Origin of the sequence: Wolbachia endosymbiont (group A) of Paraperithous gnathaulax, from assembly GCF_964028485.1 — a bacterium.
GTDB lineage: Bacteria > Pseudomonadota > Alphaproteobacteria > Rickettsiales > Anaplasmataceae > Wolbachia > Wolbachia pipientis.
In genome coordinates, this window is sequence record NZ_OZ034784.1 from 423,099 (window position 1) to 445,103 (window position 22,005).

Annotated in this window: 21 protein-coding genes; 12 read left to right on the top strand and 9 right to left on the bottom strand. The window is 34.7% G+C overall.

Annotated elements, in window-relative coordinates:
• Positions 1–103: 103 nt before the first annotated feature.
• Positions 104–619 (top strand): gamma carbonic anhydrase family protein, encoded by a 516-nt coding sequence (locus ABWU74_RS02350; protein WP_209472963.1) that lies wholly within the window; start codon positions 104–106, stop codon positions 617–619.
• A 50-nt stretch (positions 620–669) separates the two neighbouring features.
• Here ABWU74_RS02350 and ABWU74_RS02355 read toward each other — a convergent pair whose 3' ends face one another.
• The gene (locus ABWU74_RS02355) at positions 670–1,878 is read right to left on the bottom strand and encodes a hypothetical protein (protein WP_353289372.1); all 1,209 of its coding nucleotides are present in this window, start codon (positions 1,876–1,878) and stop codon (positions 670–672) included.
• A gap of 249 nt (positions 1,879–2,127) precedes the next feature.
• Between ABWU74_RS02355 and ABWU74_RS02360 the strand changes: the two genes are divergently transcribed.
• From ABWU74_RS02360 to ABWU74_RS02385, 6 genes are all read left to right on the top strand, one after another.
• Positions 2,128–4,578, top strand: coding sequence for a valine--tRNA ligase (locus tag ABWU74_RS02360; RefSeq protein ID WP_209472959.1), 2,451 nt, complete (start codon positions 2,128–2,130; stop codon positions 4,576–4,578).
• Between the two features lie 66 nt (positions 4,579–4,644).
• On the top strand, positions 4,645–6,159 hold the full coding sequence (locus ABWU74_RS02365) for an AAA family ATPase (protein WP_353289373.1): 1,515 nt from the start codon (positions 4,645–4,647) through the stop codon (positions 6,157–6,159).
• A 168-nt stretch (positions 6,160–6,327) separates the two neighbouring features.
• Positions 6,328–7,446, top strand: coding sequence for a hypothetical protein (locus ABWU74_RS02370; RefSeq protein WP_209472955.1), 1,119 nt, complete (start codon positions 6,328–6,330; stop codon positions 7,444–7,446).
• 168 nt (positions 7,447–7,614) lie between these two features.
• The gene (locus ABWU74_RS02375; RefSeq protein ID WP_353289374.1) at positions 7,615–8,979 is read left to right on the top strand and encodes a hypothetical protein; all 1,365 of its coding nucleotides are present in this window, start codon (positions 7,615–7,617) and stop codon (positions 8,977–8,979) included.
• Positions 8,980–9,009: 30 nt separating this feature from the next.
• Positions 9,010–9,684 (top strand): orotidine-5'-phosphate decarboxylase, encoded by a 675-nt coding sequence (pyrF, locus tag ABWU74_RS02380; protein ID WP_209472951.1) that lies wholly within the window; start codon positions 9,010–9,012, stop codon positions 9,682–9,684.
• A 49-nt stretch (positions 9,685–9,733) separates the two neighbouring features.
• Positions 9,734–10,447 (top strand): hypothetical protein, encoded by a 714-nt coding sequence (locus ABWU74_RS02385; RefSeq protein ID WP_353289375.1) that lies wholly within the window; start codon positions 9,734–9,736, stop codon positions 10,445–10,447.
• Between the two features lie 253 nt (positions 10,448–10,700).
• Here the strand turns inward: ABWU74_RS02385 and ABWU74_RS02390 are convergent, their stop codons facing one another.
• A complete protein-coding gene (locus tag ABWU74_RS02390; RefSeq protein WP_010962608.1) occupies positions 10,701–10,994 on the bottom strand; it encodes a hypothetical protein in 294 nt (97 codons plus the stop codon).
• Positions 10,995–11,042: 48 nt separating this feature from the next.
• Between ABWU74_RS02390 and ABWU74_RS02395 the strand changes: the two genes are divergently transcribed.
• A complete protein-coding gene (locus tag ABWU74_RS02395; RefSeq protein WP_065094900.1) occupies positions 11,043–12,242 on the top strand; it encodes a phage major capsid protein in 1,200 nt (399 codons plus the stop codon).
• A gap of 390 nt (positions 12,243–12,632) precedes the next feature.
• On the opposite strand, the gene ABWU74_RS02400 is transcribed toward ABWU74_RS02395, so the two are convergent.
• The 3 genes from ABWU74_RS02400 to ABWU74_RS02410 are packed head-to-tail and all read right to left on the bottom strand — an operon-like array spanning position 12,633 to position 14,639.
• Positions 12,633–13,265 carry an amino acid ABC transporter ATP-binding protein gene (locus ABWU74_RS02400; RefSeq protein WP_353289376.1) on the bottom strand — a complete coding sequence of 211 codons (633 nt, stop codon included), beginning with the start codon at positions 13,263–13,265 and terminating at the stop codon, positions 12,633–12,635.
• Complete coding sequence (locus ABWU74_RS02405) at positions 13,258–13,905, bottom strand: amino acid ABC transporter permease (RefSeq protein WP_022626279.1); 648 nt, start codon at positions 13,903–13,905, stop codon at positions 13,258–13,260. The genes ABWU74_RS02400 and ABWU74_RS02405 overlap by 8 nt, the downstream gene beginning before the upstream one ends.
• Positions 13,905–14,639: an ABC transporter substrate-binding protein gene (locus tag ABWU74_RS02410; protein WP_038198776.1), complete on the bottom strand. Its 735-nt coding sequence runs from the start codon at positions 14,637–14,639 to the stop codon at positions 13,905–13,907. The genes ABWU74_RS02405 and ABWU74_RS02410 overlap by 1 nt, the downstream gene beginning before the upstream one ends.
• A gap of 125 nt (positions 14,640–14,764) precedes the next feature.
• Here ABWU74_RS02410 and ABWU74_RS02415 point away from each other — a divergent pair, with 125 nt between their 5' ends.
• A complete protein-coding gene (locus ABWU74_RS02415; protein ID WP_010081874.1) occupies positions 14,765–15,220 on the top strand; it encodes an arginine repressor ArgR in 456 nt (151 codons plus the stop codon).
• Between the two features lie 53 nt (positions 15,221–15,273).
• Here ABWU74_RS02415 and tatC read toward each other — a convergent pair whose 3' ends face one another.
• The 3 genes from tatC to ABWU74_RS02430 form a co-directional block, all read right to left on the bottom strand.
• On the bottom strand, positions 15,274–16,035 hold the full coding sequence (gene tatC / locus ABWU74_RS02420) for a twin-arginine translocase subunit TatC (protein ID WP_182320250.1): 762 nt from the start codon (positions 16,033–16,035) through the stop codon (positions 15,274–15,276).
• Positions 16,032–17,120, bottom strand: a complete 1,089-nt coding sequence (locus ABWU74_RS02425) for a type I glyceraldehyde-3-phosphate dehydrogenase (RefSeq protein ID WP_209472945.1) — start codon at positions 17,118–17,120, stop codon at positions 16,032–16,034. The genes tatC and ABWU74_RS02425 overlap by 4 nt, the downstream gene beginning before the upstream one ends.
• A gap of 367 nt (positions 17,121–17,487) precedes the next feature.
• Positions 17,488–17,664 (bottom strand): hypothetical protein, encoded by a 177-nt coding sequence (locus tag ABWU74_RS02430; protein WP_353289251.1) that lies wholly within the window; start codon positions 17,662–17,664, stop codon positions 17,488–17,490.
• 710 nt (positions 17,665–18,374) lie between these two features.
• Here ABWU74_RS02430 and ABWU74_RS02440 point away from each other — a divergent pair.
• The 3 genes from ABWU74_RS02440 (at position 18,375) to ABWU74_RS02450 (ending at position 20,830) form a co-directional block, all read left to right on the top strand.
• Positions 18,375–18,908, top strand: coding sequence for an HK97 family phage prohead protease (locus ABWU74_RS02440; protein WP_006280514.1), 534 nt, complete (start codon positions 18,375–18,377; stop codon positions 18,906–18,908).
• Positions 18,909–19,043: 135 nt separating this feature from the next.
• Positions 19,044–20,420: a hypothetical protein gene (locus tag ABWU74_RS02445; protein WP_353289377.1), complete on the top strand. Its 1,377-nt coding sequence runs from the start codon at positions 19,044–19,046 to the stop codon at positions 20,418–20,420.
• Complete coding sequence (locus ABWU74_RS02450) at positions 20,390–20,830, top strand: hypothetical protein (protein WP_213863558.1); 441 nt, start codon at positions 20,390–20,392, stop codon at positions 20,828–20,830. The genes ABWU74_RS02445 and ABWU74_RS02450 overlap by 31 nt, the downstream gene beginning before the upstream one ends.
• Here the strand turns inward: ABWU74_RS02450 and ABWU74_RS02455 are convergent.
• Complete coding sequence (locus ABWU74_RS02455) at positions 20,814–21,989, bottom strand: CCA tRNA nucleotidyltransferase (RefSeq protein ID WP_353289378.1); 1,176 nt, start codon at positions 21,987–21,989, stop codon at positions 20,814–20,816. The two genes, ABWU74_RS02450 and ABWU74_RS02455, sit on opposite strands and share 17 nt — an antisense overlap.
• Positions 21,990–22,005: the final 16 nt, after the last annotated feature.

The window sequence follows — 22,005 nt, forward strand, 5'->3', positions numbered from 1 at the left end:
ACGTAAGTCAAGAACATCTGTCACCCAAGTAGTTTGAAATCTAAGTATGTATTTACTGCTTACCTTATTTTGATTAACATATGCATAAGACTTTGGGCTTAATATGTATCACATTTTAAAATACAAAGATTATGAACCAAAAATAGACGAAAGTGCTTTCATCGCAGGTGGTTCGCATATCATAGGCAAGGTTGAAATAGGAAGAGATGCAAGCATCTGGTTTAATTGTGTAATCAGAGGGGACGTTGGATCAATAAAAATAGGTAATGGAACAAATATTCAAGATGGAACGGTAATTCATGTGGATAGAAACCCAGGTGGTGACACAATTATTGGCAGCATGTTAACAGTGGGACATTTTTGTGTGTTGCACGCATGCACGGTGCATGATAAGGCGTTTATTGGTATGGGCTCTACCGTGATGGACCATGCAGTTGTGGAGCCTGAAGCTATGGTAGCTGCTGGCTCACTGGTAACACACGGAAAAGTGATAAAAAGTGGGGAAATATGGGCTGGCAGGCCAGCAAAGTTCTTCAAAAAGATGTCGAATGAAGAAATTAAACATATTACACAATCAGCACAAAATTATATTATGCTAATGAAGGAATATAAAAACTGAAGTTCGCGTCAAGTGTTTTGCTTGACACGTACATTTCGGCTTAACCCTTGTTACTTCTTTTTCCCATTCTCATTTACTTCTTGTGCTTTTGCCCCATCTACTTGAGTACTAGGTAATACTGCATATGTAATACCACCGGCTACGAGTGCAGATGCTACTGCTATACCAATCATTACTAACATCTCTAACTTAACTGTACGTTCAAGTGCAGTAAATGCTATCAGTCCAGCAGCAAGACCCATACCAACAGTAGCAGTGTACCGTGCTCCATTGCCTTGTTTTGGTTGCTCAGTTGTTTTGCTTTTATCTTCTAGTTTTCTATTTTTCTCCTCAGCTTCAGTCAATCGATTTTGTAAGTCTTTTGTTTCATCCTTTTTGGCTTTTAACTGAGCAGCAGTATCATTTGGTGCTGCCTTTAACTGCGCAACTTCATCATTTAGTTTATTTATTTCATCCTCTTTGGCTTTTAACTGAGCAGCATTTGGTTGGTTGTTTAACTGTGCTTCTAAATCTTTTATTTTATTTGTTAGTGTTGTTTTTTCACCCTCTAACTTCGTAACAGCAGCATCTGGTTGAGCTTTTAATGCTGTCATTTCATTCTCTTTCTCTGTTAACTTTTGCTGTAACGCCACAGCATCTAATGCTTCCAATTCTGTTATTTTAGCATTTTTCTCTTCTAACTGCTGCTGCAACGCTGTAGAATCTATTGCCTTTAGTTTTTCCACTTCAGCTTCTAAGTCTTGTTTTTCCTGCTGAGCTGTGTCCAATTGATCTTGTAATTCTTGTGTTTTAATTCTCAATTCCTCCTCAGCTTTCTTCTTTGCAGCTTCTAATTCTTCATTTTTCCCCTTTAACTGCTCTTCTGCAGCTTCCAATTCTGTTGTTTTAACATTTTTCTCTTCTAACAATTGTACTGTGGGATGGCAAGATAGGGCTTTTACCATAATCTCCTCTTTCCCATCGTTAAAGCCTAACAGATTTTTCATTTCTTCTAGGCGACTAAAATATTTGCCACCCTTTTTCCCAACGGATTTTACATTCATGATTGTATTATCTCCTAGTTCTTCTTGAGGATAAGAACCAGTAATATATAGTTGTTGATCATTTAGCGTACAGCCCACATAAAACTTGTCATCAATTATAGCACCACTCTTATCTACGTTTTTATACTTTTTAAATTCTTCATAATCATCTTTTTTTATAACAAGGACTATTTTATCATCGGCAACCTGTATTGTACCATTCTTTAAGCTTAGCATAACGAACCTCAATTATAATTTAACATTACATAATACCCTTAGAACCTAAGGTCAAGTAATATTTTTATCATAGCATAGAAAATTTATGTTCGTAAACAAAAAATTTTGGCGTAAAATTGCCGTAATTGTGCTATAGCTAAAGTAATTTAGGTTTACCGACCATCGTCATTCCGCTGCTTGTTAGCGGGATCTAGAGATACCGCGGCGGTATGACGTTGCTAGCTTAAGGTTTAAAATTGAGAAATATTTATGTTAAAAGAAAAATACGGCTTTAAAGAAGTTGAAGACAAATGCAACATATTGTGGGAAGGAAGTAAAGTTTATAAATGGAATGGTGAAAAGGATAACACTTTCACTATAGACACACCTCCGCCGACAATATCGGGAAAACTCCATATTGGCCATATATTTAGCTATTGCCACACGGACTTTATTGCAAGGTTTCAGCGCATGCTGGGAAAAGATGTGTTTTACCCAATTGGGTTTGATGATAATGGGCTTCCCACTGAAAGATTGGTTGAACAAACCTATAAAACCCGTGCAAAAGAAGTTGGCAGAGAAAAATTTATAGAGATGTGCCATGAGGTTATTGAAAAATCAAAGCAAGAATTCAAGGAACTATTTAAATCAGTCGGCATTAGTTATGACTGGGATTTGGAATATCACACGATCAGCAAGGAAACTGTGACGCTTTCACAGATGTCGTTTATTGATCTATATAATAAAGGGTATGCATATAGAAAAATGCAGCCCATCCTTTGGGACCCGGTTGATAAAACAGCAATTGCGCAAGCAGAAATAGAAGATAAAGTTTTTGAGTCATCCTTAAACACGATAGTTTTCTCTACTCAAGAAAATGAGCAGATCAATATTGCAACTACGCGACCTGAGTTACTTCCAGCATGCGTTGCAGTTTTTTGTCATCCAGAGGATGCGCGCTACACTCATCTGATCGGAAAAACAGCCATAGTGCCAATAACAAAGGAAAAAATTCCAATCATAGCTGATGATAAGGTTAAAATAGATAAAGGCACTGGGCTTGTTATGTGCTGTACGTTTGGTGATGAACTCGACATATATTGGCAGCAAAAGCATAATCTGCCGATGAAAATTATCATCGATCAGGATGGGAGGATGAACCTGAATGATGTCATTCAAGTAGCTGACACTGGAATCTATAGTGAAATAAATGGATTGAAAGTTAAAGAAGCAAGAAAGCGGATAATCGAAATCCTAACTCAAAGAGGCCTTTTGATAGAAAGCACTAACATTTCTCATTCTGTTAAGTGTGCAGAAAGATCTGGTGCACCACTTGAGATATTGCCTACTTATCAATGGTTTATCAAGACCTTAGAGCAAAAAGCTCAAGTATTAGATAAAGTAAAAGAATGCAATTGGCATCCAGCTACTATGCGTAAACGCATGGAAGTGTGGATAGAAGGGCTAAATTGGGACTGGTGCATCTCAAGGCAACGTTATTTTGGTGTGCCATTTCCAGCGTGGTATTCCAACCGTAAGGGAGAAGAAGGTAAAATTATTCTAGCTGAGATAAAGGACCTGCCTATAGATCCATTGAAAGATTTGCCAAAAGGGTATAGCAAAGAAGAGGTTATCCCAGATCAAGATGTAATGGATACCTGGGCCACAAGTTCAATTACTCCTCAACTGAGTGCACTGGCAGTAAACAGTGAGTTTAGCTTACCAAATCATCGCTATGATACGATATTTCCTGCAGATCTGCGCAGCCAGAGCCATGAGATAATAAGAACTTGGGCTTTTTATACTATTTTAAAGGCACATTATCATGCAAATTCTTTACCTTGGAAAAACATTATGATCAGCGGTTGGTGTTTAGCAGATGATAAGAAAAAGATGAGTAAATCAAAAGGTAATATCATCACTCCTCATGTAATACTTGAAACTTATGGAGCTGATGTAGTGCGCTATTGGGCAGCGAACTCAAGGCTTGGAGTTGATACAGTCTACTCTGAAAATACATTCAAAATTGGCAAGCGCCTCGTTACAAAACTTTGGAACGCTAGCAAGTTCGTTTCCATGTTCATGGAAAAGCATCAAGTGATGAGCATAAATTCTGCTCACGAGACAATGGATAAGTGGATATTGTCTAAGTTATACAAAGTTATAGAAAGAGCAACAAATAACCTATTACAGTTTGAATACTGCGAAGCTTTGGGCGCAATAGAGGAATTTTTTTGGAAGGATTTTTGTGATAGTTACTTGGAGTTAGTAAAAAAACGTGCGTACGGAAGCAGTGAAGCAACCTTAAGTGCAAAACAAAGCTTGGCGTATGTGTTAAATGTTATTTTGCGGTTATTTGCACCTTTCTTGCCATACATTACAGAAGAGATATACCACCAGTTGTATAGTTATAATTCTGTACACAATCAAAGTAATTGGCCAAGCAAAGAAGAACTTATCTACGATAAATATTCAGAGGAAATGGGAGATAATGTTATTCAGATATTAAACATTATCAGAAAGATAAAGGCAGATAATAATGTATCAGTTAAGCATCTGATAAAAAAGTTGATGATAAAAGCAGATCTACGAGAGGATAAGTTGGATCAATCCGCACAGAATGATTTGCAGGCAGTTTGCAATGCGGAAACGATAGAGTGGATGCAGTCTGAGCTTGAAACTGAAGACGAGAAATACATAGTGAATATAGATTTATATTGATTTTTATAGCTTTACTTCCTTTAATATCCATGCTATTGTAATCATTATTAGTATGAGGGAATAATAATGGGGGGTTTATATAATAAAGCCAATGCACCGTATCTTATAGCTGGTGCTCTTGCTACTTTGGTATTGCTTGCGTCTGGGACACTTGCCGTTGCCCCTTATGTTGAGTTCTTGTCTTCAGTTGCAGCCTTTAATGTAGCTCTTCCTGTTGCTTTGAGTTTGTCTATACTTTCTGTTCTGGTGCTTGTACTTTCATGTAAAATGATCAGCCAGAATAAAAAGCTTGATGCACAAAAAGCAGAACCTAATGAAAAAAATGGATTAGCTAAAGAGCAAGAAAATATAATACAAAGCTTAGAGCCTCAAATCAAAGAGCTAAATAAGAGGCTTAGTAGTCAGTACAATGAGATTGAAAAGCTAATTGCTAGTGCTGCAAAAAAAGAGGAGCTAAATAAGCTTAACAATGAAGTGAAAGAGCTAAAGGTAAAGATTGCTAGTGTTGCAACAAAAGAAGAGATAAATAAGCTTAGTAATGAAGTTGAAAAGCTAATTGGTAGTGCTGCAACAAAAGATGAAATGGAAGAGCTAAAGGCAAAGATTGCTAGTGCTGCAGCAGAAAGTAAAACACAAGAAAAGATTTTTATGAAATTTTGCGCAAAAGGTGAAAAAAGAGGGAAGAAAGCATTTGAGGATTTTATATTTATAAAAGAGATAAAAACAAAATTAGTAAATATTTATGAATCAATAAAAAATAATATTAATATAGTGTCTTCAGCAAAATCAGGTGATTCAGAAGAAGAGCAAGAAAAAATACAAAGAGGATTCATTTTTCACGGTCCAGGAGGAACTGGTAAGAGTTCAATTGTTGAGGCGATTGGGGATCAGCTGATATCTCTAACTACATTTATAAAAGTTTCTGGAGCTGATTTGCTTGAAAAATCAAATATAAATGAGCTTTTTAATAAAGCAAACGAAAACGCTCCTTGTATAGTTCTTATAGATGAAATCGACAGCTTTGGCAAGGGACGCACTGATGCCAATCGAGTACCTTTAAATTATTTTTTCACTAGATTCGATGAAGCTGATAAAGGTGTGACGGTGTTTGCTACAACTAATGTTAGTCTGCAAGATTTAGATGCATCACTTGTTAGGGGAAGTCGTTTGAGTAGTAAACTCAAGTTTACTATGATAGAAGGAAGTATACTTAAGAATATACTGAAGGATGGTCTGAATGAAAAATTAAAAAATAAAAAGTACAAGCATGCTATCTTAAGAATTTTAAACGAAACAAGACTTACAACACTCTCTATCTCAGCAGCAGATGTGGAATGTTTTATAAATTATATAGTTGAAAAGTTAAACAACAAGATTGGAACTTCTGCTTATACTATAATTAAAGATTTTTGTATTGAATATAATATTGGAGAGGTGTCGAATAAGCAGACTAACAGGAAAATTGAAAATTCTATAGGAGAATCACAGCAATACACATCCAGACCATCACATAAGCTGAATGACGCTTTATGTGATTCTGGATATACCAGTATGTTCTACCCCCGATCAATAGCTAACTAGACTTATAAGTACAATGGTACACTCGATACACAAGGTCTAAGTCATTTTTTAGCTAGCAGACTGAAGATGGGAAGTTTGTTGTAGGTGCAGCACTATAATTCCTCCACAGATAAGAGAATTTTAATAAATATATACAAGACTGCTGAACGTGGGGGGAGGAGGGGAGTAATGAGCAATTTGCTTAGTGAGGCTAACACATTTTATTTTATAGCTAGTTCCTTAGCTACTCTTACGTTACTTACATCTTTAGCGCTTATTGTAACTTCTAATGTGCCTCTTCCTCTAATTCTTGCTTTAGCTACATTATCTATTTTGGTGCTTGCACTTTCATGTAAAATAATTAGTAATAATGTAGAATTGGAAGCAAAAGTAAAAGGTCAGTTAGAACATAAGGAGGAGATGCTTTCTCTTGAACACCAAGAGTTACGTGATGAAAATACAAGATTGAATGAAAGAGTGGATTCTTTAATGGAGGAATTGTGTCAATGCAAATTAGAAAGTGAAAAGAATAAGTTATGTTTAAAGTCAGAATATGAAGATGAGTTACGCTTAAGATTGGAATATGAAGATGAATTAAACTTGGAATTAGAACATAAAAGTAGGGAAGCTTCTTCTCTGCGTACTCAATTAACTATGTTAAGAAAAAAAGTAGAAGTAGAAGAAGTAAAACAATTAAAAACTTTAGAATCGGAAGAACAACATGAGAGCTCAGAAAGCGACATAGAAGAATTAGAGAAGAAGTTATGCCAGTCGGAAAAGGAAAAGAAAGAATTAGAAGGTAAAGTTAGTGATGAACGTCAAAAGCGCACTGATCTTGAAAGTAAAGTTGATAAATTGTGTACAAAGGAGAAAGAGTACTTATCTAAAATTAAGGAGCTGGAAAAGGAGTCATTATCTTTACAAAAAGAAGAGAAAGAATCTGATAACACATTAACAACAGTGAATGATGATCGCGATAATAAGGTGAAAGAATTAAACAGTTCACTTTTGAAGCAATCCTCTCAAATAGAACAACTTCAAAAAGCTTTATTGGAAAAGAAAAAAGAAGAAGTGCTTTTTTTGCAACGGATGATAGAATATGTAACAGATGAGGTAGAAAAATTAGTAAGGGAAAATGAAGTGATCAGAGATGATGATAAAAAAGTAATATTACAAGTGATTCAAGCAACAAAGTCTGTGTTAGTAGAAGAAGCTGCACAATATTTGCCAGGCGAAACGTCTGTTCCTTCATTTGTGGAAGATCCTGGATATACCAGTGGATGTTCTACCCCGATCAATAGCCACTAGACATTTTGAGTACAGTTGTACACTGGATACATAAAACCTTAGCCATTTTTAGCTAGTAGACTGAAAAAGGAAAGTTTGTTGTAGGTGCAGCACTATAATTCCTCCACAGATAAGAGAATTTTAATAAATATATACAAGACTGCTGAACGTGGGGGGAGGAGGGGAGTAATGAGCAATTTGCTTAGTGAGGCTAACACATTTTATTTTATAGCTAGTTCCTTAGCTACTCTTACGTTACTTACATCTTTAGCGCTTATTGTAACTTCTAATGTGCCTCTTCCTCTAATTCTTGCTTTAGCTACATTATCTGTTTTGGTGCTTGCACTTTCGTATAAAATAATTAGTAATAATAAAAAAATAGAGGTTGAGAGAAATAAATTCGCTCAGAAAGAGCAAGAGTTAGAAAATAAAATAACTCTAGGAAAGGAAGCTGAAAAAGCTGCAAACAAAGAAGTGGAAAAATTAAAACATGAATTAACTCGAGAAAAGCAAAATTTAGACAAGAGAGCAAAAAGATTGGATCAGAAAGTAAATGAGTCAGAAGTTGAGAGAGAATCTCTTCTTGAAGAAAAAAAATCTTTAGAGAAAAAATTAGAAACAGCAAAGAATCGTACGTTTGAAATAGACAATGAATTGGACAAAACAAGAAAGGAAATAGGTAAGCTTAATGAGCAGGAAGAGAAATTAAAACTTGAAATCTCATGTTTAAAGAAACAGTTGGAAGAAAGAAGTAGATTTATTGCAAAGCTGAAGATGGAAGTGGATGATAATAAACATTTAGAGCTAGAGAATAAGGGGTTAAATGATAGAATAGAAACGTTACGTGAAGTACAAAAGGCACTACGTGAGAAAAAACATGAACTTAGTGAAAAAGTAGAGGCATTGAATAAGGAAAAAAATAAACTTTCTAAAGAAGTAGAGGCATTGAATAAGGAAAAAAATAAACTTTCTAAAGAAGTAGAGGAATTACGTGAAGAACAAGAAAGGCTGCATGCAAACTTAGATAAGCTACAATGTAAAATTAAAGAGGTCAACAAAGAAAAGAAAAATTTATCTAAAGAATTAAAAGAGAAATTTGAAGAGTTAGATGAAGCAAATGGTTTAATTAAAAATCAATCTTTTGAGTTAGATGAGATAAGAAAAGATTGTAATAATGAAGTAAAAAGTTTAAGAAATTCACTTTTAGAACGAGACAGTCAAATAGAAGATTTTTTGAAAGAGAAAGAAAAACAAGTGAATTTTGCGCAACTGTTGATAAGATGCGTAACAGACAATATAGAAGAACCAATAAGAAATAATGATGGAAAAGCAATATTAGATACGATTCAAATATTAAAGTCTGCGTTACAAGGAGAAATTGCACGGCTTTTGCCAGAGGAAACGCCTTCTTCTTCGCTGGAAGATCTTGGATATGAATCATTATTTGTCAGTCGCTCATCCACCCCGACCAAGTTGCCAAATTCACTATTGACAGAATCTTATGAACGCAGTCAGTTCAATCAGAGTGAAAGTATTTGCAAAACACAACAATGAGTCTTATTATAAGATAAATCATGCAAGATAATGAACCCAATAATATGCGCACTGGATACACAAGACTTAAATAAGGCTATTTCTCTAGCTAATGCTCTGCGTGGTAAAGTTGGCATGGTAAAGCTGGGATTAGAATTTTTTGCTGCTCAAGGTCTTTCTGGAGTGCAAGAAGTTGCAAAATGCAATGTACCAATTTTTTTAGATCTGAAATTGCATGACATTCCAAACACTGTAGCCAAAACAGTTGAAGTAATAAAAGTTCTGAACATTGAAATGTTAACTCTGCACATCAGCGGTGGAACAAAAATGCTTGAAGAAGCGCTAAGTGTAGTGCAAGGCACAAAAATAAAGCTGATTGGGGTGACAGTGCTAACTAGTATGAGCAATGAGGATTTAAACGAGCTTGGAGTAGCAAGAGAAGTAAAATCACAGGTAATTTTGCTTGCAAAGCTTGCAAAAAAGATTGGACTCTATGGAATAGTCTGTTCTGCATTGGAAGCTCAGGAAGTGCGCCGAGAATGCGGTGAAGACTTTAAAATTATTACTCCAGGAATTCGTATAGATCCAGGTCATGACGACCAAAAAAGAACAGCAACACCAAAAGAAGCAATAAATTCAGGAGCTGATTATATCGTCATTGGCAGACCCATTACAAAAACTACAAGTAGTGCGGAGCTAATATTGAAATCCATGAAAGAATTTTAATATAATAACTTAATTTATAAAAATACTAACATATTAATTAGGAATAAGCATGAGTAATATCAATAGAATAATACGCGAAGTAATCAAGGAATTCCGCTCAAAATTACCAGATAAGGAAATAGAGGAATATTCTGGCAAATTGAATAAGCTACATATCTACCAGTGCAATAAGCATATAATAGAAAATAAGAAGCTATATCATTATACAATAAATGGGAAAACCCATGCTATGGGTCAGCATGGGCATAATTTTGTCAAGAGTTTAGAAGTTATCTTGAGGAATAAGCCACAAATTTCCTTAGAAGAGGTAATTAATTTTGGTATTGATAGTTGTTATGGAGCATTTGAGATGATATTTGAATCTCGCTCTGGTGTTACAATAGATGATGCAGTTAATTTTGTAAAAGATAGCTTATCTAGTAAATTTTATAGATTCCATGGCAGTGGGATTTTCAAAGTAATATTAGAACTTAATCCAGAGAGCTCTCTTGAAGAGATAGAGAAACAATTTAGCAAAGTAGTAGATCCTTACTTTCTTAATGCTTGGAGTCGAGAAAGTGAAAGGGCTTTTGCTAAGATATGTAGGTTATGTAGAGAAGGACATGTGGAGAATATGCAGAAATTTGATTTTAGCAATTTTAATTTAGATCAAGATAGTGCTGGAGCATTAAGAGCACTGTTACAGTATTGTGTTGACGTTTCTAATCAAAAAGCTTTAGGTGATTCACATGAATTGCATAGAGAAGAGATGGAGGGGATATAAATTTGATGATAATTACGATTTAAATTTAGATAGTGATCATAATGATAGTATCTGGCATTGAAATTATACTACAATAATAAAATAACTGGATAAAAATTATCACCAAAAAAATTCAAAAAAGTGCTTGACATAAAAGAACGAACATTATATAGTGTCATTATCTTTTATTTTACCTCGCTTAATTTAATTACTGGATTAAGCTTACAGTACTAAGCGTGGCACAAAGTGCCACGCTATTTTTCGGTTTACATTTTCAACAGATAAAAAATGATGCCATTTCAGTGCCAAGCACATAACTGTACGGATATTCATTTTTAAAGGTAAATTGCACAACAGATGATGTCATTCCAGTGCTTGACACTGGAATCCAGAAATTTTGCTTATAACTGAGCTGATGAGCTAAAGGTAGTTGTCTTACGCTAAAACAAACGTTTTTAATTAAGTTGCATAGAAGCTGGATCCCAGTGTCAAGCACTGGAATGACATCGTTTACTATGTACCATATTGCAATATTCGTACAACTGTGGGAAACATCTATGGATGCCATTCCTATTACCTTATTTCCATTTTTATTTCATTTTCAAAGGAGGCTATTATGTCACTTACCGATATCGCTCACCGTATCAATGAACTCGCTTCATCATGGGAGCAATTTAAATTAATAAATGATCGCAAACTAAAAGAAATTGAAAGCAAAGGGCGTGCTGATTCTGCAACAATTGAGCAGCTATGCAAGGTAAATAATGCCATTGATAGTTGCAAAGAGCGTTTAGACTTGATCGAAACTGCAGCTCAACGCCCAGAAGTAAATACAGATTTTAGCACAAGCGATAAATATTTTTCTGATTATATCCGCAAGGGAATGGAAAGCGGTTTATCACACAAAACCCTCAGTGGAGATGACAGTGATATCGGGGGTTATCTAGTTACTCCGCATATTGTAAAACGCATAAACAAGCGCGTAACTGATTCGTCCCCAATGCGACAAATATGCTCCAGTCAAAGAATCTCTACTGAAACATTGGATTACATTATAGAAGATTTTGACCGCGCCGGTGCAGGTTGGAGCAGTGAAACAGTAGATGATGAGGACGGTGGCAATAAGTCTAAGTATGATTTTGCAAAAGATACGGACACGCCCAAAATCCAAAAGATTTCCGTCACAACTTACGAGTTATATGCTCAACCACAAATATCACAAAAGTTACTCGATGATGCGTTTGTCGATGTTGAGAGTTGGCTGGTGGAAAAGATTGCCGAGACTTTTAGTAAGGAAGAAAGCGAAGCCTTCATTAAGGGTGAGGGCACTTTTCAACCAAAAGGAATTTTAGCTTATGAAAATGGAAACAGTTATAATAAAATAGAGCAAGTTAAAACTGAAAAATTAGATAGTGATTCAATAATGATGTTGTATTACTCTCTGGACGAATATTATTCCAAAAATGCGTCATTTTTGATGAACAGGAGTACGTTGAAGGATATCAGGCTGCTAAAATCTCAAACAGGTCAGTATCTCTGGCAGCCAAGTCTGTCGCTTGAAGCTCCAGATACTTTAATGGGAATACCAGTATATCAATCTGCCGATATGCCACCAGCGCCAAACAATCAGCTACCAGTAATTGCGATGGCAGATTTCAAACAAGCTTATAAGATTGTAGATAACAGAGGAATGAGAATATTAAGAGACCCTTATACGAATAAACCTTATGTGAGGTTTTTTGTCACTAAGCGTGTCGGCGGAGAGGTTGTAAACACCAGTGCTATTAAATTGTTGAAAGTTGCGAGCAAGTACTAAAAACTTCCGCAGCATCATCTTTATAGCTGATCAAAGCAACACGTCATACCGCGATTCATTCCATAACTGTACGAACATTGTGATTTTGGCCCATCAGGAGGGTGTCATCCCAGTGCTTGACACATATAGCTAAACTGACTTAGATTTACCGACAGTTTGAAAAACAAAAATTCGTCATTCCGCTACTTGTTAGCGGAATCTATGCTGAGATATCGCGGCGGTATGACGTAGGAAAACCTTTCTTGGGTTAGCTATAGTTTGCTATATTATGTGATTTTATTTTTAGCATTGCTTCTTACATTATGTAATTTTGTTTTCCATAATGTATATTATGTAATTTTCGATGCTAAAATCTGTTATAGCTCTCAGTATGATATGAGTGATTCTCTTTTAATAATTATTTTTTAAATAGTTTGTTGGTTCATCAATTTCTTTAGGATTGATATCTACAATTATTTTTCCGTTTTTTAACAGAATAATCCGATCTGATATTTTTGTTAAAAAATCCAAATTGTGAGAAGCGATAATCATAGTAATACCCATATCTCTAACTGATTGTAATAGTTCCACAACGTCGACTATTGTTGCTACATCTAAACCAGACGTTGGCTCATCGCATAATAGAATCCTTGGATTCATCATTAAGCTTCTGGCAAGCGCAACCCGCTGTTTTTGCCCACCGGATAGATTACTAGGGTAATCATTTTTTTTAGAGGCAATACCCAAAGACTCAAGTAGTGAATCACTTTGATCCTGAGTTTTGTTTTTAAGTTTGGGAGCATATGTAAGATTTTCCCAGACAGTCATATGTGAGAAAAGTTGAAAATCCTGAAATACAAAACCAGTACTATCATTGCATTCAATGCTACCAGAATCTAAAACTTCGAGTTTTTGTATACAACGTAACAATGTTGATTTACCACTACCAGAAGGACCAGCAAGACCAACTATAGATTGCTCTATAATCAGGTTAATATTATTAAGTACTGGAATATTATTAAATAATTTACAAACATTATGCATTTTTATCATATATACCTTTCTGTTCAATCTTTTTGCCTATATATTCAATTAGTAATACAAGAGCGTAATAATAAGCCCCAGCAAGACAAAGTGGTATAAAATAAGTAAATTGTTCTGCTGCAAGCATTTGCGCAGAGCGCATAATATCAACACCACCAATAGTAGAGATTAATGCCGTTTCTTTAAGGAGTGCAATGATCTCATTTATCATTGCAGGAAGAATATTTTTAATAACTTGTGGTAATATAATATCTCTCCACATATAGAAACTAGGTATTTGTAAAGTTTTAGCTGCTTCAAACTGGTTTTTTGATATAGTTTCAATACCAGCTCGTAAAATCTCAGCAATATAAGCACAGCTATTTAGACCAAATGCTATAATGCCAGCACTAAATATGTTTAATTTAATTCCTGCAATGGTTGGGGTCATAAAATAAACAACACTTAACTGTAATATAAGGGGGGTGCCACGTATTACAGATATAATTCCATTAATTAATGGAATACAGATCTTATTATATCTGAGTACTGACAATAATCCCCCTAGACTCACACCTAAAAGCAGTCCTCCAATCAATAATTTTAAAGTAAAGGCAAGGCCTGTTCCAACAAACAAGAAATTAGAAATTAATTCCTGCATCAGTTATCTCCTAGCCATTTTTCTGCTATTTTTTGTATTACACCTTTACTTTCTAAACTTTTTAATGCCTCGTTTATTTTATCCTTTAAAGCAGATCCTTTATTCACAGCAATAACATAACCACCATCTAACTTGGCAGTGGCTGACCATGATAGACCAGGATTTTTTTTGCTAAATACTTTACCTTGGAATTCATCAATTAGGACGCCATCAACATGACCAGACTTTAATGTTTCTACAGCTTGATTATTATTGTCTATAGCAATAATTTGAGCTGTTGTAGGAACATGCTCTTTTAGCCAAATTTCCATGACAGTTCCTAGTTGAACGGCTATCTTCTTGTGAGTTAAGTTGTTTATACCGGCTATGGGTTTATTTTTGTGATATAGAATACCAAATTCCCCTGTATAATAACTATTTGAAAAATCAAAATTTTTTTCACGCTCTTCTGTGCTACCAATAGTAGATATAGCAGCATCTACAGAATTACTTTGCAATGCTGCAAATATAGCACTAAACTGCATATCTTTAAATATCGCTTCTTTACCTAACTCTTTTGCTACTAATTGAGCAAGCTCAATGTCAAAGCCAGTAAATTTACCATTTTCATAATATTCAAAAGGTGGATAATCTGCAGAAATTGCAAATCTAATGATATTATCGTGTTTATTTTCCTTGCATCCTGTTAATAGAATACTTATCACTATAATAGCATTTAAAATATATTTTTTCATATTACTAATTTATATTCATATTTTATTCATCTTATGAATATAGACATTAAAAATTGAATAGTCAAGAAATAATGAATATAATTTCAAATATACTTATTACATATTCAATATGAGGAAAATGCATAATGCATGACAACACACTAGGTGAACATATTTTAAATATTATTCAAAATCACGAAATTTTAGAGCAGAGCGATTTACAGACCTTGCTTAAAGAAAGAGGGCACAACATTCCTCAGGCTACTTTATCAAGAAAATTAAAAAAACTTAAAATTGCCAAAGTTGCTGGTATGTATAAAGTAATTGACATCAACCAATATCGATTACCATTAATACTTAATATGCAAATTTCGGATTTTGGTTTAATAGTACTACACACTCAACCAGGACAAGCTAGCAGCCTAGCTTACTTTCTAGATCAGAAGTATGTTATTTATTCATTAAATAATAGCAAAAACATAGGAATTATAGGAACTATAGCAGGTGATGATACAGTATTATTGATCATCAAAAGTAAGGCTGAACTTAACAAAGTATTACAATCAATTTATGAAACATTTCCATATTTAAGTCCTGAATAAGAATGTTGTAAGTTAAAAATGTGATATAAAGGAGATAAGAGGGATTTCTTTGTTTAAATCTTTGTCTTCTTTTTTTCAATATACCTACATATCAGAATGGACAATTCATATAGAATCAGCATAGGTATTGCAAGCCCTACTTGGCTTAATACATCAGGTGGAGTTAAGATTGCAGCGATAATAAAAATTACCACTATCGCGATTCTGCGTTTATTTGACAAACTTTGTGTAGTGAGTAACCCTACTCTCACCATTAATGTGAGTATTACTGGAATTTGAAATGCAGTGCCAAAAGCAAACATAAATTGGAGAACGAGGTCTAAATATTCGCTAACTGATGGCATAAACTCTATCGGTATATCGAAGGATTTACCACTGTGTTCGAAGTTGATAAAAAACTTCCAGGCTAAAGGAAATATATAGTAATAGACTACAGTAGCTCCCGTTACAAATAAAACCGGTGTTGCAATTAAGTATGGCAACAACACTGCCCTTTCACTTTTATATAACCCAGGTGCTAAGAACATATAGAATTGCCATGCAAACACAGGAAAAGAGAGCAAAAGTGCACTCATTACAGCAACCCTAAGATATACAAAAAATGCCTCTGTTAAGTCTGTGTAAATCAAAGAAAAACCTTTGCTACCTTTTGTTGCTTCTATTAAAGGTGCAAGTAAAAAACGGTATATATTTTCCTTAAAGTAGTAACAAAAACCAAAAGCAACGCAAAAAAATAGAAAGCAAAAGATAACTCTTTTTCTGAGTTCCGCAAAGTGCTCATAAAATGAGGCGTATTTGTTTGAGTTCCAGTTCATACTTTACTATAGCTCAATAATGCTATGTCTAACATTCTCAGCGAAAAAGCCCACTCATTGTCATACCACGCTGCAACCCTGCATATATCACCTGTAACATATGTACCAGTTAAATCCACAATTGCACTATAAGGGTTATGCACAAAATCTATTGAGACTAAAGGTTCCTCGCATATAGAAAGTACATTTGACATTGGATAACCCTCTGTCATCCTAGTACCCTCTGATGTCATCCGAGTAGCTGACACTGGATTAGATTCCAGCGTCACGCGCTGGAATGACGTAGACGAGAGAGCTGCATCCTTAAACATTTCATTGATTTCTTTAACGGTCGCTTTCTTATCAGTCGTAAATGTAAAATCAACCATAGAAACATTGCTAACCGGAACTCTGACGGCAGTGCCATCTAGCTTGCCCTTTAATTCAGGAATTATAGAACCAATTGTTTTTGCTGCCCCGGTTGTAGTTGGCACCATAGATAATCCGCAAGCCCTTGCTCTACGCAAATCTTTATGATTACCATCAAGAACATTTTGATCATTCGTGTAGGCATGTATAGTAGTCATAAAACCGCTTTTTATACCTAAACTGGAGTGTAGGACTTTCACAATCGGAGCAAGGCAATTTGTAGTGCAAGAACCTGCTGATATCACTTTATGCTCTTTTTCGAGCATATCGTCATTCACACCATAAACTATAGTGACATCAGCATCCGGAACTGGAGCAGAGACAATTACTTTCTCTGCATTGTGCCTTATTGCTTCTTCACGTTTATTGAATGCACCAGTACATTCAAGTATTACATCAACATTCCAAGGAATATTTTCAGGATTCCGTTCTCTATATAAAGAAAACTTTTTGCCATTTATAGAAATCCAATTTTGAGACTCATTAAAATCAATATCACCACTGAATTTGCCATGAACAGAATCATATTTAATCAAATGTGCATGCTGCTCAGCACCGAGCGATCCATTGATAGCTACAACTTCTATTTGCTCACTATACTTTTCTATTTCATAAATAGCACGCAATACACTTCTGCCTATTCTACCCAGACCATTAATTCCTACGCGAACCGTCATCTCTTCATTCAAAAAATTTAATTATAGAGGATATCACTTGATATTTCATTCTATTCTTTTGCTTTTCTATCGATATGAACATTATAGCAAGGAGACAGGGCTAAAAACTTGCTTGACAAACTCCGCCAGCCCACTTATCATGAAACTGAAGCTATTGTATTTGCTTTCGCCAATCTGCAGATTAAAAGGTAAGGATTACTTAATGTATCGGCGTCTTATGTTCAATTTTTTGCAGTATATAGATACTGTATGTCTTTACAAAACTTCATCTACATCTAGATTTTTATCTAAATAAGCTGAACGCGCTTATAAAGAGTTACAAGACATCAAAAAATGCCAATACTCGACAGAGATAGTAAAAGACTAGCTAACTCGGGGATTCTTTGTCTTTTTTTCTGCTTAGTAAATTTCTTAAACGTTTGCAGCGTAAGTTAGTTGCAATTAAAAGCAGCTGAATTTCGCTTGTCAAGCGTTTAAAACATAAAAAACGCCAATATTTTAAAGCGGATAATAACCCCAGGGTTTCTTTTGCCTTTTTTTTCATTTGGTAAATTTCTTAATGTTTATAGCTAAAAGAGCCCAAGAGAGGTCAATGCCCCTGTGATGTCATTCCAGTGCTTGACACTGGAATCCAGCCTTTATTATGCAGCCACTTGGTTGAAATTAAGTCTTCTGGATCCCAGTGGGCTTTGTTGCATCGCTAGCTATGATGGATTAAAGATAAAAAAGATAGGGAATATCAGTAGCTTATTATTCTGGTATTTATAACAAGAACGGTCAATGAATACCTAAATTTGAGTAAAAGAAATTTCACTACCATTTACCAATCCGGCTAAAATTCAAGAATTTCAATGCTTTAGCTATTTTCAATAGAATTAAATTTATTAATATAAATAACAAATTACTATTCTTAAATTTGATCAGATTGATTGCAAAAAAACAAGATTTTCAATAGGTTGCTTATAATCCTAACTATAGTTAGCCTTTCATAAGTAGCGATGCAACAAAGCCATCCCAGTGTCAAGCACTGGGATGACAAAAAAAGGAGGCTACTCGGATGACAGGAGAAGGTACTGCCGTCATAAAGGAACCAGTTTCAGCTACTTTCATGACATCGTTGTAACATTGTACCATATTACAATTTAGCGTTTTTAGTAACTAAGAAAAGTGCTTCCCCCTTTTAGAGCACTGCATATAATAGAATTATATCGCAGTGCATTGCGAAACAAAATTCCCAATACTACAGGAGGCTTTATGAATAAGAAATTTCTCTATTCACCATTGTCAATAAAAAGTATAGGAGAAAACGGTGTATTTTCTGGTTATGCGAGCGTTTTTAACATAGTTGATAAACAAAATGATCTGATATTGCCCGGAGCATTTAAGGAAAATTTAAACAGAAATAAAATAAAACTCCTTTGGCAGCATAATCCTGACGAACCTATAGGTAGTATCATAGATATTTATGAAAATGATGTTGGCCTGTATATAACCGCACATTTACTTTTGGGTATTCAGAAAGCAGAAGAAGTGTATTTGATGCTCAAAACTGGGGCAATTAACGGACTTTCCATCGGCTATATACCTATAGAGTATGATGTTGATCATAAAAGTGGAGCTAGAGTGTTAAAACAAGTGGAATTATGGGAAGTCAGTTTGGTCACTTTTCCTGCAAACTTGGCTGCTCAGGTAATCAATGTGAAAAATCAGAACAATGAACAGGAAGTGTTAGCAAGAGCGATAGAAAAAGCAAATGCTGTACTTGCAGACATGTACATTTCTGCTTAAAGTGTATTAGGCGGGCAAAGACTTTACCATAATTTGACACCTGTGTTAGTATTTGTTTAACATTTATACTAATATATATAACTTTATTACTATTAAAATTTTCTGTAAATTAAAGTTAAAAAATAAGGTAATTTTATGCTAAATATTAATAATAAGGTTAATTATGAAATTAATATTAAGCGAAAGGAAAAAAAATACAGCTGGTCTACTGTATTTGCTTGGTTATATCTAAAAACGATTGGACGAATATTGCCCAAGAGATGGAATAGATGGGCAGAAAATATTTTGTACTACGATAAAACTACTGCAAACAATGAAGTTCAAACTGATGCTTTTAAGACAATAGATGGAAGTGTTCAAGTTGACTTAAAACCTGAAGTTGTAGAGAAAGAGAGCCAAAGTGTAGTGATAAACAAAGATGGAGGGGTTCAGACTGATGGAGTAGTATTGATAACAGAGGAAGATGATGAAGCATTAGAAGAACAGCTGGAGGGCATAAATCAGGAATTAGAACTTGAACGTTTACAAAATGCTTCCTTAAAAGAAGAAAATAGAGAATTACGATCTGCAATTGAAGGACTTGAAAAGAGTTATAAGGGACTTACAGAAGATGCAGGCGAACGAGAAGAGGAACTAACCAAATACAAACAAGATAAAAAAGCAATGCAGGATAAAGTTGATGAACAACAGAAAACTATATTTGATCAATACATGATAATAAGAGAGCAAGGAGAAGAAATTGAAGCTACTAGGAAAGATAATGAAAGTCTGCAAGCACAAATAATAGAACTTAAGAGTAGGTTAAAGGACAAGGAGGATAAATTAATTGAATTGAATCAACAATGGCAAGCTAGCAAATTAGTGGCTTTACTTAAATCACAGACTGATAAATTGTGTCAGGCTAAAGACAAAAATACTGAATTAGAAAATAAAGTCAGTGACTTAGGTCATGAAAACAAAGCTCTACGATTAAGTGTGAATACATTGACTGCTCAATTGGGTGAAATGGAGAACTTGGGGAAGCAATTACAAAGTGTTCAAGAATCTAAACAACAATTGGAGATTGATTTAGAAGGTCAATTGAAAGCTGACACTAAGAAACTACAGGAAGCAAAAGAAGGTCAATTGGCTAAAAAGGCAGATACAGTGAGTACAGTATCTACTGCAAAATCAACTACTGGTTCTATGAAGTCAAAAATTCCAAAGGGTTTATCTAAGCTTCGTGGGAATGAGAATTGCGATAAATTTTTATCTGATAAAAATAAAGAGTTGAAAAAAAGTTTTTCTGAATTTGAAAAGAAACACTTTTGCCATAACGTGCTTAATGAAACTATAAAGTCTCTATCAAATCAAGATGATGGCAAATTTGAAAGCAGTAAGCTGCTTGAATTATTAGAAAGTAATTTGAAACAATCCGCAAGGGAGATCATAGAAGCTAAGGTTAAAGAAGTTGTCAACGAACATTGTAACATTGAAAAAATATGGGTAAAGAACTACGAGATGACACGTTAAAAGCCAAGTTGTCACCTTCTGTTAGAAAATGCGTAAAAAAATTAGAATTTAACAAACAAGAAGGGGTAAATAAGATTGTAGACTCTATCTTGCACAGCTTTAATAGCAAGAATAATAATAATAACGACTCAGGAGAATTGCTTAAAGAAATTGTTACAGGAAAATTAACAGAGGCTAAAATGAAATGTTTTTCAAATAAGATTCAAGAGTTACAACTGGCATTAAGCATAAGAGATAAATTTTTATCTCCAGATCAGGGAATGTGTAATCAAACTCAAGGAGGAGTAAACGAATATCAATTAACAGAAAAAGCTAAAAAAGAACATATACCTAATTCCTCTATGAGTTCCCCTAATATTGCAAGCATACATTCATTGAACAGTCAGAAAGCAGTTAGAATAGGCTCTTAGCATAAAGCACCAGCTCCTCTTTTGTTAAAGTGTAGGAGCTATCTTCCCAATGTTGTTTTAGCAATTCCAAGTTTCTACCTAAACTTTTTCCTGGCTGGTGACCTATACTTATTAAATCATCGCCAGATAAAGGAAATTTTGGAATATTGAATGTGTTAGCAAATGAAATGTATTCATCAACATTTTCTCCAGACTCAACACCACAAATTTTCACTAAATCACAATATAATTCTCTACCAAATAAAGATATGTATTTTTTTTGCTCTTTTTCTGAGAGTTCTGTTTTGATATCGTTGGATAGTAAAAATAGCAGCTTTTTCTTTTGCTTGTTTGAAAGACGTAAAAATTTGCTTACATATTCTCCAAGACTTAGCCTGTCATTTTTTTTAGTAGTCCTAAGGAGTAACGCTAATTTTACTAGTGCATCAGTGCCCAAAAGAAGTGGCGAAGACAGAATTTCGCATTTTACTTCTTTTGGGATAATCTTTTGCAAAACATCAGATTCTTGCATGCTCTTAAGTGTTGGAAAAGGATCATTGCACTCCAGCAATTTAAGTATTTCATCTCTTATTCTCTCTCCAGAGAGGTTTTGAATCATATGCGAATGCTTTTTGCATACGTTTAGTATTTCATCACTCAAATCTCCGACACATATTTTTGCATGAAAACGAAATGCTCTTAAAATACGTAGATAGTCTTCTTTAATTCTATCTTCAGCGTTGCCTATAAAGTTTAACCTTCGCGCTTTTAAGTCCTCTATACCACCAAAGTAGTCATATATATGGCCATGCTTATCTGCATACAGAGCATTAAATGTAAAGTCGCGCCTTGAAGCATCCGCTTGCCAATTATTGGTAAATTCTACTTTTGCATGCCTACCATCACATTTCACATCATGCCTTAGTGTTGTGATCTCAAAAGATCTTTGATTTAGAACCACAGTGATAGTTCCATGTTTTAAGCCAGTTGGAATAGTTTTAATATTACGGAGTTTTAGCGCTTTAATCGTTTGATTGGGAAGCAAATTAGTAGCTAAATCGATGTCGTGGACATCACGCTGCAAAATTGAGTCTCTCACACACCCGCCGACAAGCCTAGCCTCACCACCAAATTCCTCTATGGCATCAATAATTAAACTAGTCTCATGGTCAACTTGCATTTAGGTTAGTACGTAC

What these genes read in the sequence shown, in the direction of transcription:
- ABWU74_RS02350 (WP_209472963.1), top strand. Translation starts at nt 104, where the DNA reads ATGTATCACATTTTAAAATACAAAGATTATGAACCAAAAATAGACGAA.
- ABWU74_RS02355 (WP_353289372.1), bottom strand. Translation starts at nt 1,878, where the DNA reads ATGCTAAGCTTAAAGAATGGTACAATACAGGTTGCCGATGATAAAATA.
- ABWU74_RS02360 (WP_209472959.1), top strand. Translation starts at nt 2,128, where the DNA reads ATGTTAAAAGAAAAATACGGCTTTAAAGAAGTTGAAGACAAATGCAAC.
- ABWU74_RS02365 (WP_353289373.1), top strand. Translation starts at nt 4,645, where the DNA reads ATGGGGGGTTTATATAATAAAGCCAATGCACCGTATCTTATAGCTGGT.
- ABWU74_RS02370 (WP_209472955.1), top strand. Translation starts at nt 6,328, where the DNA reads ATGAGCAATTTGCTTAGTGAGGCTAACACATTTTATTTTATAGCTAGT.
- ABWU74_RS02375 (WP_353289374.1), top strand. Translation starts at nt 7,615, where the DNA reads ATGAGCAATTTGCTTAGTGAGGCTAACACATTTTATTTTATAGCTAGT.
- pyrF (WP_209472951.1), top strand. Translation starts at nt 9,010, where the DNA reads ATGAACCCAATAATATGCGCACTGGATACACAAGACTTAAATAAGGCT.
- ABWU74_RS02385 (WP_353289375.1), top strand. Translation starts at nt 9,734, where the DNA reads ATGAGTAATATCAATAGAATAATACGCGAAGTAATCAAGGAATTCCGC.
- ABWU74_RS02390 (WP_010962608.1), bottom strand. Translation starts at nt 10,994, where the DNA reads ATGGCATCCATAGATGTTTCCCACAGTTGTACGAATATTGCAATATGG.
- ABWU74_RS02395 (WP_065094900.1), top strand. Translation starts at nt 11,043, where the DNA reads ATGTCACTTACCGATATCGCTCACCGTATCAATGAACTCGCTTCATCA.
- ABWU74_RS02400 (WP_353289376.1), bottom strand. Translation starts at nt 13,265, where the DNA reads ATGCATAATGTTTGTAAATTATTTAATAATATTCCAGTACTTAATAAT.
- ABWU74_RS02405 (WP_022626279.1), bottom strand. Translation starts at nt 13,905, where the DNA reads ATGCAGGAATTAATTTCTAATTTCTTGTTTGTTGGAACAGGCCTTGCC.
- ABWU74_RS02410 (WP_038198776.1), bottom strand. Translation starts at nt 14,639, where the DNA reads ATGAAAAAATATATTTTAAATGCTATTATAGTGATAAGTATTCTATTA.
- ABWU74_RS02415 (WP_010081874.1), top strand. Translation starts at nt 14,765, where the DNA reads ATGCATGACAACACACTAGGTGAACATATTTTAAATATTATTCAAAAT.
- tatC (WP_182320250.1), bottom strand. Translation starts at nt 16,035, where the DNA reads ATGAACTGGAACTCAAACAAATACGCCTCATTTTATGAGCACTTTGCG.
- ABWU74_RS02425 (WP_209472945.1), bottom strand. Translation starts at nt 17,120, where the DNA reads ATGACGGTTCGCGTAGGAATTAATGGTCTGGGTAGAATAGGCAGAAGT.
- ABWU74_RS02430 (WP_353289251.1), bottom strand. Translation starts at nt 17,664, where the DNA reads ATGAAAAAAAAGGCAAAAGAAACCCTGGGGTTATTATCCGCTTTAAAA.
- ABWU74_RS02440 (WP_006280514.1), top strand. Translation starts at nt 18,375, where the DNA reads ATGAATAAGAAATTTCTCTATTCACCATTGTCAATAAAAAGTATAGGA.
- ABWU74_RS02445 (WP_353289377.1), top strand. Translation starts at nt 19,044, where the DNA reads ATGCTAAATATTAATAATAAGGTTAATTATGAAATTAATATTAAGCGA.
- ABWU74_RS02450 (WP_213863558.1), top strand. Translation starts at nt 20,390, where the DNA reads ATGGGTAAAGAACTACGAGATGACACGTTAAAAGCCAAGTTGTCACCT.
- ABWU74_RS02455 (WP_353289378.1), bottom strand. Translation starts at nt 21,989, where the DNA reads ATGCAAGTTGACCATGAGACTAGTTTAATTATTGATGCCATAGAGGAA.